This is a genomic window from Polaromonas sp. CT11-55, assembly GCF_047303325.1.
GTDB lineage: Bacteria > Pseudomonadota > Gammaproteobacteria > Burkholderiales > Burkholderiaceae_C > Polaromonas.
On record NZ_JBKBEX010000009.1, the window covers coordinates 41,728 to 53,234 of the forward strand.

General features: G+C 63.1%; 10 protein-coding genes. 6 read left to right on the forward strand and 4 right to left on the reverse strand.

What is annotated here, in order from left to right:
• Positions 1–77 precede the first annotated feature (77 nt).
• Positions 78–989, forward strand: a complete 912-nt coding sequence (locus ACEN8I_RS10740; protein WP_413328406.1) for a LysR substrate-binding domain-containing protein — start codon at positions 78–80, stop codon at positions 987–989.
• A gap of 269 nt (positions 990–1,258) precedes the next feature.
• A complete protein-coding gene (locus ACEN8I_RS10745; RefSeq protein ID WP_413328407.1) occupies positions 1,259–2,248 on the forward strand; it encodes a Bug family tripartite tricarboxylate transporter substrate binding protein in 990 nt (329 codons plus the stop codon).
• 45 nt (positions 2,249–2,293) lie between these two features.
• Here ACEN8I_RS10745 and murI read toward each other — a convergent pair whose 3' ends face one another.
• Together murI and ACEN8I_RS10755 are read right to left on the reverse strand one after the other, a co-directional pair.
• Positions 2,294–3,091: a glutamate racemase gene (gene murI, locus ACEN8I_RS10750; RefSeq protein WP_413328408.1), complete on the reverse strand. Its 798-nt coding sequence runs from the start codon at positions 3,089–3,091 to the stop codon at positions 2,294–2,296.
• Positions 3,088–4,638 (reverse strand): fumarate hydratase, encoded by a 1,551-nt coding sequence (locus ACEN8I_RS10755; protein ID WP_413328409.1) that lies wholly within the window; start codon positions 4,636–4,638, stop codon positions 3,088–3,090. The genes murI and ACEN8I_RS10755 overlap by 4 nt, the downstream gene beginning before the upstream one ends.
• Before the next feature lie 402 nt (positions 4,639–5,040).
• Here ACEN8I_RS10755 and fumC point away from each other — a divergent pair, with 402 nt between their 5' ends.
• Both fumC and nhaA read left to right on the forward strand, forming a co-directional pair.
• Entirely contained in the window at positions 5,041–6,432 is a 1,392-nt protein-coding gene (gene fumC / locus ACEN8I_RS10760) for a class II fumarate hydratase (RefSeq protein ID WP_413328411.1), read from the forward strand.
• A gap of 138 nt (positions 6,433–6,570) precedes the next feature.
• On the forward strand, positions 6,571–7,773 hold the full coding sequence (gene nhaA / locus ACEN8I_RS10765; protein WP_413328413.1) for a Na+/H+ antiporter NhaA: 1,203 nt from the start codon (positions 6,571–6,573) through the stop codon (positions 7,771–7,773).
• A gap of 3 nt (positions 7,774–7,776) precedes the next feature.
• Here the strand turns inward: nhaA and ACEN8I_RS10770 are convergent, their stop codons facing one another.
• Positions 7,777–8,391 (reverse strand): YqhA family protein, encoded by a 615-nt coding sequence (locus ACEN8I_RS10770; RefSeq protein ID WP_413328415.1) that lies wholly within the window; start codon positions 8,389–8,391, stop codon positions 7,777–7,779.
• A gap of 151 nt (positions 8,392–8,542) precedes the next feature.
• Between ACEN8I_RS10770 and acs the strand changes: the two genes are divergently transcribed.
• Positions 8,543–10,540, forward strand: coding sequence for an acetate--CoA ligase (acs, locus tag ACEN8I_RS10775; RefSeq protein ID WP_413328416.1), 1,998 nt, complete (start codon positions 8,543–8,545; stop codon positions 10,538–10,540).
• Positions 10,541–10,722: 182 nt separating this feature from the next.
• On the opposite strand, the gene ACEN8I_RS10780 is transcribed toward acs, so the two are convergent.
• Positions 10,723–11,037 (reverse strand): c-type cytochrome, encoded by a 315-nt coding sequence (locus ACEN8I_RS10780; protein ID WP_074575325.1) that lies wholly within the window; start codon positions 11,035–11,037, stop codon positions 10,723–10,725.
• A 126-nt stretch (positions 11,038–11,163) separates the two neighbouring features.
• Here ACEN8I_RS10780 and ACEN8I_RS10785 point away from each other — a divergent pair, with 126 nt between their 5' ends.
• On the forward strand, positions 11,164–11,412 hold the full coding sequence (locus ACEN8I_RS10785; RefSeq protein WP_413328417.1) for a TIGR04438 family Trp-rich protein: 249 nt from the start codon (positions 11,164–11,166) through the stop codon (positions 11,410–11,412).
• Positions 11,413–11,507: the final 95 nt, after the last annotated feature.

Below are 11,507 nucleotides of genomic sequence, written 5' to 3' on the forward strand. Positions count from 1 at the left end.
ATTTTTCAAACAACTCAGAAATAGAGATAAACGCATTAGCATTCGTAATATGAAGATAGCCCCGAAGAGGTCCTCGCATGAAAACCCTTGACCTGGAATTGCTGAGGTCCCTGGTCGCCATCGACGAGCAGGACAGCTTTGCCGGCGCCGCCGTGCAGCTGGGAAAGACGCAGTCGGCGGTGACGCAGCAGATGCAGCGTTTGGAGGACCAGATCGGCCACCCGCTGTTTGAAAAACAGGGCCGCAGCAAACGGCTGACGCCGCACGGGCACAAGCTGCTCGAATACGCCCGCCACCTGCTGGCCATCAACGACGATGCGCTGCGCAGCCTGCAGCAGGGCAGCCTGGAAGGCGTGCTGCGCATAGGCGCGCCGCACGATGTAGCCGACAACTTGCTGCCGACGCTGCTGGCGCAGGTGGCGCGCGTCTCGCCGCTGCTGCAACTGGACATCCATGTGGGGCGCAGCCCCTTCCTGATGGAGTCGCTCAAGCGCGGCGAGATCGACATGAGTATTTCCAACCGCAACGATCCGGGGTTGGACGGCGTGGTGCTGCGCACCTCGCCCACCGTGTGGCTGTGTTCGGCCAACTATGTGCATGACCGCTCCAAGCCGGTGCCCTTGATCCTCGTGGAAGGGCCCAGCGTGTATCACCGGCTGGCGCGCGAGGCGCTCGATGCGGCCGGCATTGCATGGTCGCCCAACTACACGGCTTCCAGCCTGATCGGCATCAAGGCCGCGTTGCGCGCCGGCCTGGGCGTGACGGCGCGCGGCATTGAAACAGCCGGCCCCGAGCTGCGCGTGCTCGGTGAAAACGACGGCTTGCCGCGGTTGCCCGACCTTGACTATTACCTTTTCATCCGCAGAAACGTCATCAACCCGGTCACGCGCAAGGTATTCGACATGCTCAAGGCCAACCTCGGTTTGATCCGCAGCGCGGCGGACCCGGCCTCGCCTGCGGGCAGGGCCGGGTTGACGCCGGGCGACTAGTGCATCGCCGGCGAATCGTCGACGAATTGCCGACGTTCTACTTTCTACTTACTTGCGCAAAAACGCCTGTGCCTATCAATGGTGATCGTGGCTCTTGTAACCGTGAGGCCGTAACAAATTGTTGGACGCAAGCCACATGAAGAGACCAATCGCGCGAACAGATGCAGCACTTGCATCGCCACGGTGTACGCTTGCCGGACGCTGGTGATGCCCGACAAGGGTCGAGGTCATTGGACGTATATGAGAACACATGCAAGGAGTGAGAGTTAATGTCTGTTTCAAAATTCCCCATCAAGCGGCGCACGCTGCTTGCTGGTTCTGCAGCCACCCTGGCGCTCGGCGCCGCACCCGCGTGGGCTGCCTATCCCGACAAACCCATCAAGATCATCGTTCCCTGGGCTGCCGGCGGCAGCACTGACGCCATCACCCGTGTGCTTGCGCAGCGCCTGAGCGATGGCTTGAAGCAGCCAGTGATTGTCGACAACAAGCCGGGAGGCGCGGGCCACGTCGGCATTGACCAGGCCGCCAAATCGGCGCCCGACGGCTATACGCTGGCGATCGTCGAGCTGTCCCATGTGTACGCACCCGCGGTTGTCGCCAACCTGCCTTACGACATGCTGCGCGACTTCACGCCGATCACGCTGGTGGGCACCTCGCCCATGGTGCTGTTCACCGGCCCTGAAGTCACCGACTTCAAGGGCTTCCTGAAATCCGTTTCCAATCCCAAGGGCGGGCCCTCCGCCATGGCGAACAGCGGCACGGGCTCCATCAGCCACCTGGTGGGTGAGCTGTTTTCCCAGGAAACCAAAATCAAGTTCAACATGGTGCCTTACCGCGGCGGTGCGCCGGCCATGGTGGACCTGGCTGCCGGCCAGGTGTCCTCTTACTTCGCCACGCTGGCGACCGGCTCCAGCCTGATGGCTGCAGGCAAGGTCAAGGCGCTGGCCGTGACGGGCCGCAAACGCTCCGACGTCCCCATCCTGCGCTCGCTGCCGACGATGACGGAACTCGGCCTGAAAAACATGGACGTCGCCCAGTGGTGGGCGCTGGTGGCCCCGGCGACCACGCCGCTCGAAGTCACCGAGCGCCTTCGCCTGGAACTCCTGTCCGCGATGTCGGACTTGAAGGTGGTGGAGAAGATGTCCGCCTTGGGTGTTGAAATGAAGGGTACCTCGCGCGACCAGCTGCGTGGCTTCCTGCGCTCGGAGTCCGAGCGCTGGCGCACCCTGGCGCGCAATGTGGGTCTGAAGCCGCAATAAGCGGTGCCTTAAAAAAGGCGGTGGGCGTCGGCAACTGCGCCGACGCTACAGGCCCAGCCAGCGCTGGGCCGCCGCTTCCAGCGCCTCCTGCGAGCCTGTTGTTAGCAGGGTGGTGTGGCCAGGCATGTCGCCGGGCCGCAACTGCCCGGCTGCCCCAAGCAGGCGGCGCGTCTGCCGTCCCACCGGCTCGCCGGTTTCTATCAAGCCGATGTCGGCACCCACCAGCGCCTGCAATGTGTCCCACGCAAAAGCGTAGTGCGTGCAGCCCAGCACCAGGGTGTCGATTTTTCCAGCCTCATTACCAAAGGCCCCCATCGCCCGAGTGTATTGCTCGCACAGCGCGCGGACGCGGGCAAGGTCATGGTTCTGTATCGCATCGGCCAGCCCGTCGCAGGGCTGCAGGACGAACTCGGCCTGGTCTTTCAATGAGTCATGCAAGGCGCGCAGCTTGGTGCTTTCCACCGTGCCGCGCGTCGCCATCACGCCTATGCGGCCTGTCCTGCTCAGGGCGACGGCCGGCTTGAGCGCCGGCTCCACGCCGACCAGCGGCAAGTCCGGGTGTTCTGTCCGCACGAGGTGCACGGCGGCGGCTGTCGCGGTATTGCAGGCGATCACCAGCGCCTTGATCGCATGCTCGTCGCGCAATTTGCGCACGACGGCGCGTGTGCGCTCTATGACAAAGGCGTCGCCGCGCTCGCCATAGGGCGCGAAGCCGGCGTCGGCCAGGTAAACGAAAGACTCGGCGGGCAGTTGCGCCCGCAGCGCTTTGAGGATGCTGAGGCCGCCCACGCCGCTGTCGAACACACCGACCGGCCGGGCGGCGCCGGCCTGGCTTTCGCTCACGCCGCCGCGACGGGAATGTTCTTGAATTCGCCGGTAGCGATTTTTTTCTGCCACTCAGCCGGGCCGGTGATGTGGGCGCTGGTGCCGCCCGAGTCCACCGCCACGGTCACGGGCATGTCGACCACGTCGAATTCGTAAATCGCTTCCATGCCCAGGTCGGCGAAACCGATCACCTTGGCGGTCTTGATGGCCTTGCTGACCAGGTAGGCGGCGCCGCCCACGGCCATCAGGTAGGCGCTCTTGTGTTTCTTGATGGCCTCGATGGCGACCGGGCCGCGCTCGGACTTGCCGATCATGGAGATCAGGCCGGTTTCAGCCAGCATCATTTCCGTGAAGCCGTCCATGCGCGTGGCGGTGGTGGGGCCGGCTGGGCCCACGGCTTCGTCGCGCACCGGGTCGACCGGGCCGACGTAGTAGATGACGCGGTTGGTGAAGTCGACCGGCAGTTTTTCGCCCTTGGCCAGCATGCCCTGGATGCGCTTGTGCGCGGCGTCGCGGCCGGTCAGCATCTTGCCGTTGAGCAGCAGGGTCTGGCCGGGTTTCCAGCTGGCGACTTCTTCCCTGGTGAGCGTGTTCAGGTTGACTTTTTTGCTCTTGTTGTAGTCGGGTGCCCAGTTCACGTTGGGCCACAGGTCCAGCGAAGGCGGGTCCAGGTAGACCGGGCCGCTGCCGTCCATCACGAAATGGGCGTGGCGCGTGGCGGCGCAGTTGGGGATCATGGCCACGGGCTTGCTGGCCGCGTGCGTGGGGTACATCTTGATCTTGATGTCGAGCACGGTGGTCAGGCCCCCCAGGCCTTGCGCGCCTATGCCCAGCGCGTTGACTTTCTCGAACAACTCCAGGCGCAGCTCTTCGGTTTTGCTCAGCTGGGCGCCCGAGGACGACTTGGCCTGCAGTTCGTACATGTCCAGGTCGTCCATCAGGCTTTCCTTGGCCATCAGAACGGCTTTTTCGGCGGTGCCGCCTATGCCTATGCCCAGCATGCCGGGCGGGCACCAGCCGGCGCCCATGGTGGGTACAGTCTTGAGCACCCAGTCGACCACCGAGTCGCCGGGGTTGAGCATCACCAGCTTGCTTTTGTTTTCGCTGCCGCCGCCCTTGGCGGCCACGGTGACGTCGACCTTGTCGCCGGGGACCAGTTCGGTGAAGATTACCGCCGGCGTGTTGTCCTTGGTGTTCTTGCGCTCGAACTGCGGATCGGCGACGACCGAGGCGCGAAGGGTGTTGTCGGGATGGTTGTAGCCGCGGCGCACGCCTTCGTTGACGGCGTCGTCAATGCTTCCGGTGAAACCTTCCCAGCGCACGTCCATGCCGATCTTGAGGAACACGTTGACGATGCCGGTGTCCTGGCAGATGGGGCGCTGGCCGGTGGCGCTCATCTTGCTGTTGGTCAGGATCTGCGCGATCGCGTCCTTGGCCGCCGGGCTTTGCTCGCGCTCGTAGGCGCGCGCCAGGTGGGCGATGTAGTCCGTGGGGTGGTAGTAGCTGATGTACTGCAGCGCGGCGGCTACGGATTCGATGAGGTCGGCTTGCTTGATCGTGGTCATGATGGGGTGGGGTCGTCGTTTTGGGGAATTCGGGCAAACCTTGCAATTATCCGTCTTCGCAAAACCCCTCAGATGAGAATTCTTCTCGTCTGCGGTCATACTTAGAACCTGTTCACGGTCTAAATGGGGCCGCGCAAGCATCTTCTCGGGATGGGATGCAAGGCGCGGTGCGACGCCCATAGTTCACCTATGGGCTAGCGCCGCAACGCCGCAGACCGCCCGAGAAGGCGCTTGCCCTCCGGGTTGGGATGAAATCGGGCGATTGAGCCACCCAGGCCCTTGCATGGGCATTAGCCCATGCGGCGCGCCCGGTCGGCCCACTCATCCCGATTGCATCCCAACGCGGCCTCATTTAGACCGTGAACAGGTTCTTACCCCTTTTTTGACAGCGCAGGACATTCCATGACGACAAGCACCAGCACGCGCACCGAGCGCGACACCTTCGGCCCCATCGCGGTGCCATCCGACAGACTCTGGGGCGCGCAGACACAGCGTTCCCTGCAGAACTTCGACATCTCGGGCGAGCAGCAGCCGCGCGAGATCATCAAGGCGCTGGCCCAGGTCAAGCGCTCCTCAGCCAGGGTCAACCACGCGTTGGGCCTGCAGGACGAGAAAAAAACCCAGGCCATCGTGGCCGCGGCCGACGAGGTGATCGCCGGCAAGCATGCGGATGAGTTCCCGCTGGTGGTCTGGCAGACCGGATCCGGCACGCAGACCAATATGAACGTCAATGAGGTGCTGGCGAACCGCGCGAGCGAAATCCTGGGCGGCGAGCGCGGCGAAGGCCGCCTGGTGCACCCCAATGACGACGTTAACCGCAGCCAGTCCTCCAATGACGTGTTCCCGACCGCCATGCATGTGGCCGCGGTGGAGGCGCTGACCCACAAGCTGCTGCCGGCCATTGCGAAGCTGCGTGCCACGCTGGCGAAAAAAGCCCAGGATTTCGATGGCATCGTCAAGATTGGCCGCACCCATTTGCAGGACGCCACGCCGCTCACGCTGGGCCAGGAGTTTTCGGGCTATGTAGCGCAGCTGGACCATGGCGAAAAACATGTGCGCGCCGCCTTGCCGCACCTGTGCGAGCTGGCGCTGGGCGGCACCGCTGTCGGTACCGGCCTGAACGCGCCCAAGGGCTATGCCGTGCAGGTGGCGGCCGAGCTGGCCAGCCTCACGGGCCTGCCTTTTGTCACGGCGCCCAACAAGTTCGAGGCGCTGGCCTCGGTCGACGGCCTGGTGCATGCGCACGGCGCGCTTAAGACGCTGGCCGCCAGCATGATGAAAATCGCCAATGACGTGCGCTGGCTGGCCAGCGGCCCGCGCAGCGGCATCGGCGAGCTCAGCATTCCCGAGAACGAACCCGGCTCGTCCATCATGCCGGGCAAGGTCAACCCGACGCAAAGCGAGGCCGTCACCATGCTGGCGGCCCAGGTGTTCGGCAACGACGTGGCCATCAACTTCGGCGGTGCCTCGGGCAACTTCGAGCTCAATGTGTTCAGGCCCATGGTGGCGCACAACTTCCTTCAGAGCGTGCGCCTGCTGGCCGACGGCATGGTGAGCTTCAACGACCACTGCGCCGTGGGCATAGAGCCGAACCGCGAACGCATCACCGAACTTGTGGACCGATCGCTGATGCTGGTGACGGCGCTGAATACCCACATCGGCTATGACAAGGCCGCCTTCATCGCCAAAAAAGCGCACAAGGAAGGCAGCAGCCTGCGCGACGCGGCGCTGGCCTCGGGCTACGTCACGGGTGAGCAGTTTGACCAGTGGGTGATCCCCGGGAATATGGTTTAACCCCCGTCGGACGCTCACTTCGTGTAGCGCCTTCCCCCTTTCAGGGGGCGGCGCCTGCGGCCTGGCGAAGCCAGTTCCGCGGCCCCTGTTGGTGGGGGAGTACCCGGTCGTGAGTCTGTGTGTCTGGGACAATAGGCGATGCTCAAATTTGTCCACCGCACGCTGAACCAGTTCATCAACTCGCAGTCGCTGTCGGGCGTGGTGCTGGCTCTGGCCGCCTTGCTGGCACTGATCGTGAGCAATTCGCCGTGGAGTGAGGCTTATGTGCGTTTTGTGGAGCTGCCTGGCGAGCTGCGCCTGGGCTCCGACGCGTTGCTGCTGTCCAAGTCGCTGCTGCACTGGGTTAACGACCTGTGGATGGCGGTGTTCTTTTTCCTGGTGGGGCTGGAGATCAAGCGCGAGCTGTTGGACGGCGAACTGGCTTCGCGCAGTCAGGCTCTGTTGCCGGTGGGCGCGGCGCTGGGCGGCATGGTGGCGCCGGCGCTCATCTATGTGGCGATCAATGCCGGCAATTCCGTCGCACTGCGCGGCTGGGCCATTCCAGCCGCCACTGACATTGCGTTTGCGCTAGGCATCCTGGTGTTGCTGGGCAGCCGGGTGCCGGCTTCGCTCAAGGTGTTTTTGACGGCCGTCGCCATCATTGACGACCTGGGGGCCATCCTGATCATTGCCTTCTTTTATACCGACAAGCTTTCCTTGTCGGCGCTGGCCGCCGCGGGCGCGGGCGTGCTGGTGCTGCTGGCCCTGAACCGCGCGAAGGTCATGGCGATAAGTCCTTATGTCGCGGTGGGGCTGGTGATCTGGCTGTTTGTCTACAAATCGGGCATACACGCCACCCTGGCCGGGGTGGTCACCGCGCTGGCGATTCCGCTGTCCGACGGCAAAGGCGGCTCGCCGCTCAAGGCGGCCGAGCACGCGCTGCATCCCTGGGTGGCGTTTGCGGTGCTGCCCATGTTCGCCTTTGTCAACGCCGGCGTGTCATTGCAGGGCGTGACGCCGGCGACCTTGCTGCAAAGCGTGCCCATGGGCATCACGCTGGGCCTGTTGCTGGGCAAGGCGATGGGTGTGTTCGGTGCGTCCTGGCTGTTGATCCGCTTTGCCGGCGCGCGCCTGCCGGCCGGGGCCGGCTGGTGGCAGTTTTTCGGTGTCTGCCTGCTGTGCGGTGTGGGGTTCACTATGAGCCTGTTCATAGGCGCGCTGGCCTTCGCCGGCCAGGATGCCGCCTATGAAACGCAGCTCAAGCTGGGGGTGCTTTGCGGCTCATTGCTGTCCGGTGCGCTGGGTGCGCTGATGCTGTTGCGCAGCAGCAGCGCCGTGGAGGCGGCGAAAACGCCCGCCTGAGGCTCAGTGCTTTTGCGCGGCGATGCCCGACATGATCTTGTCGGTGTAGGCGATCGCAATGGCTGACAGCAGGAAGGTGATGTGGATCACGGTCTGCGCGATCAGGACCTTGTCGGTGTAGTTGTCGGCGTTGATAAAGGTCTTGAGCAGGTGGATGGAACTGATGCCGATGATGGCCGTGGCCAGCTTGACCTTGAGCACCGAGGCGTTCACATGGCTCAGCCATTCCGGCTGGTCGCGGTGGCCTTCGAGGTTCATGCGGCTCACAAAGGTTTCATAGCCGCCGACGATGACCATGATCAGCAGGTTGGAGATCATGACCACGTCGATCAGGGCCAGCACCACCAGCATGATGACCGTCTCGTTCAGCGACACGATGGGCGTGGCGGTCTTGTAGCCTATGCTGTTGATCAGCGACTGCAGGGCGGTCTGGCTGCCGAAGGCGGCTTCTATCAGGTGCCACAATTCGACCAGGAAGTGCATCACATACACCGCCTGCGCGGCGATCAGGCCCAGGTAGAGCGGCAGTTGCAGCCAGCGGCTGGCGAAAATCAGGTTGGGTAGCGGACGCAGCGGGGAGATTTCTCCGGGGGGTTGGGCTTGTGTAGGTTCAGTCATGATGGCGTAAGCTGAGGGTTTGCGGCATTGTAGAGGGGAGGCCATGCGTCCCCGGAACTTTGGGATTTGTAAGGTTCAAGCCAGTCAGTGGCTTGTAAGTGCGGCAGAAGACAGTACCACGCATTCAGTGACAAACAGGAGACAAAGCCAAATGAGCGCCCCCAATTCCGCGATTGAATCGACCCTGGTTGAGAACCGCATTTTTCCGCCCGCCGCCGCCACCGTGAAGGCCGCGCGCATTTCGGGCATGCCGGCCTACCAGGCGCTGTGCGCCGAAGCTGAAAAGGATTTTGAGGGCTTCTGGGCGCGCCTGGCGCGTGACAACCTCAGCTGGAAAAAACCTTTCACCAAGACGCTGGACGAATCCAACGCGCCCTTCTACAAATGGTTTGCGGATGGCGAGCTCAACGCCTCCTACAACTGCCTGGACCGCCACCTGGGCACGCCGACCGAGAACAAGAAGGCCATCATTTTCGAAAGTGACGACGGCAAGGTCACCAACGTCACCTACAAGGAACTGCACGCCAAGGTCAGCCAGTTTGCCAGTGCGCTCAAGGGCGCGGGCATCAAGAAGGGCGACCGCGTCATCATCTACATGCCGATGACGGTTGAGGGCGTGGTGGCCATGCAGGCCTGCGCGCGCATAGGCGCCACGCATTCCGTCGTGTTCGGCGGCTTCTCGGCCAAGAGCCTGCAGGAGCGCATCCAGGACGCCGGCGCCGTGGCCGTCATCACCGCCAACTACCAGCTGCGCGGCGGCAAGGAGTTGCCGCTCAAGGCCATCGTCGATGAAGGCATCGCCATGGGCGGCTGCGAGTCGATCAAGAACGTGATCGTCTACCAGCGCACCGCCACGGCCTGCAATATGGTGGCCGGGCGCGACAGCCTGATGCACGAAATTACGGCCAAGGCGGTGCCGGTGTGCGAGCCCGAGTTTGTCGGCGCCGAACACCCGCTGTTCATTCTTTACACCTCGGGCTCGACCGGCAAGCCCAAGGGCGTGCAGCACAGCACGGGCGGCTACCTGCTGTGGGCCAAGCTCACGATGGACTGGACCTTTGACATCCAGCCCGCCGACGTGTTCTGGTGCACGGCCGACATTGGTTGGATCACCGGCCACACCTATGTGGCTTACGGCCCGCTGGCGGCCGGTGCGACGCAGATCATCTTCGAGGGCATTCCGACCTTCCCGAATGCCGGGCGCTTCTGGCAGATGATCGAAAAGCACAAGGTCACGATTTTCTACACCGCGCCCACGGCGATCCGTTCGCTGATCAAGGCCGCCGAGGGCGATGAGAAAGTACACCCGGCGCGCTCCGACCTCAGCAGCCTGCGCATCCTGGGCTCGGTCGGCGAGCCCATCAATCCCGAGGCCTGGATGTGGTACTACAAAAACGTGGGCGGCGAGCGCTGTCCCATCGTGGACACCTTCTGGCAGACCGAAACCGGCGGCCACATGATCACGCCGCTGCCCGGCGCCACGCCGCTGGTGCCTGGCAGTTGCACCCTGCCGCTGCCCGGCATCATGACCGCCATCGTCGATGAAACCGGCAAGGACCTGCCCAACGGCTCCGGTGGCATGCTGGTCGTCAAACGCCCCTGGCCGTCCATGATCCGCACCATTTGGAACGATCCGGACCGCTTCAAGAAGAGCTATTTCCCCGAAGAAATGGGCGGCACGATTTACCTGGCCGGCGACGGCGCGGTGCGCAACGCCGACAACGGCTACTTCCGCATCACCGGCCGCATCGACGACGTGCTGAACGTCTCGGGCCACCGCATGGGCACCATGGAAATCGAATCGGCGCTGGTGGCGCATTCCGCGCTGGTAGCCGAAGCCGCCGTGGTGGGGCGGCCCGACGACCTGACCGGCGAAGCCATTGTGGCCTTTGTGGTGCTCAAGCGCGCGCGCCCCACGGGCGAGGAGGCCAAGGCCATCGCCAAGGAACTGCGCGACTGGGTCGGCAAGGAAATCGGCCCCATCGCCAAGCCCAAGGACATCCGCTTCGGCGACAACCTGCCGAAGACGCGCAGCGGCAAGATCATGCGCCGCCTGCTGCGCGGCATCGCCAAGGGCGAGGCTATTACGCAGGACACCTCCACCCTTGAGAATCCCGCCATCCTCGATCAGCTGTCTGAAAGACAGTGATCGAGGGCGGCGAAGCCGCGTCAGCAAAGCTGTGGCGGGGGAAGGGGACACTCATATCGCGAAGCGATGTGATGTGGCCACAGAATCCCGCCATCCTCGATCAGCTGTCTGAAAGACAGTGAAGTGACGCGGGCATAAAAAAGCCCGTCATCGACGGGCTTTTTTGTGGGCGTGCGAGCCGCTTATTTGGTTGCGAGGACCCAGGTCGCCAGTTTCTTGGCTTCTTCAGGGTTGACTTGCGCGTTCGCGGGCATGGGGACCGGGCCCCAGACGCCGGAACCACCCTTGATGATTTTGGCGGCCAGCTTGTCGGCGGCGTCCTTCTGGCCGGCGTACTTGGCGGCGACATCCTTGTAGGAGGGACCGACCAGCTTCTTGTCGATGGCGTGGCAAGCCATGCAGTTCTTGGCGGTGGCCAGTTGCAGGTCTGCCAGAGCTGGCGTCGACACGGCAAAACCCGCGGTCACAAAAGCGATTACCGAAAGAATGCGTTTCATGGATTGTCCTCGTGGGGGAGTTGTGGATTCGGTTACAGTCAATCAACGTGATTGTAGTGGTGCCGGTTGACCCTTGTTTCAAGGGGATACCCCTTGGCGCAGGTAAACATATTCAGGAGAAATCTCATGTTTTTTTTATTGCTGGGCATTGCCGCGTTGTTGCTTAAATACCTGGAGATCGGGCCGGTAGCCACTTTGAATTGGTTCATCGTGCTGTCTCCCTTTGCTATGGCCGTCGCCTGGTGGGCCTGGGCAGACGCATCGGGTTACACCAAACGCAGGGAAATCGACAAGATGGCCAAGCGCAAGGACGACCGGATCGAAAAACAGCGCGAAGCCATGGGCATGCTCTCGGCCAAAAAGAGAAAGAAGTAGGCCCGAGCCCCAACAAGTCCTTTATTCCGGCCAGGCCATCAATTTATTCGACGTTCGCAAACGGCGAGGCGGCCCAAAGCAAAGAGCCCATGAAG

Excerpts from the sequence above, each read along its gene's own strand:
- acs (WP_413328416.1), top strand. The coding sequence starts at position 8,543 with ATGAGCGCCCCCAATTCCGCGATTGAATCGACCCTGGTTGAGAACCGC.
- ACEN8I_RS10755 (WP_413328409.1), bottom strand. The coding sequence starts at position 4,638 with ATGACCACGATCAAGCAAGCCGACCTCATCGAATCCGTAGCCGCCGCG.
- fumC (WP_413328411.1), top strand. The coding sequence starts at position 5,041 with ATGACGACAAGCACCAGCACGCGCACCGAGCGCGACACCTTCGGCCCC.
- ACEN8I_RS10780 (WP_074575325.1), bottom strand. The coding sequence starts at position 11,037 with ATGAAACGCATTCTTTCGGTAATCGCTTTTGTGACCGCGGGTTTTGCC.
- ACEN8I_RS10770 (WP_413328415.1), bottom strand. The coding sequence starts at position 8,391 with ATGACTGAACCTACACAAGCCCAACCCCCCGGAGAAATCTCCCCGCTG.
- ACEN8I_RS10785 (WP_413328417.1), top strand. The coding sequence starts at position 11,164 with ATGTTTTTTTTATTGCTGGGCATTGCCGCGTTGTTGCTTAAATACCTG.
- ACEN8I_RS10745 (WP_413328407.1), top strand. The coding sequence starts at position 1,259 with ATGTCTGTTTCAAAATTCCCCATCAAGCGGCGCACGCTGCTTGCTGGT.
- ACEN8I_RS10740 (WP_413328406.1), top strand. The coding sequence starts at position 78 with ATGAAAACCCTTGACCTGGAATTGCTGAGGTCCCTGGTCGCCATCGAC.
- nhaA (WP_413328413.1), top strand. The coding sequence starts at position 6,571 with ATGCTCAAATTTGTCCACCGCACGCTGAACCAGTTCATCAACTCGCAG.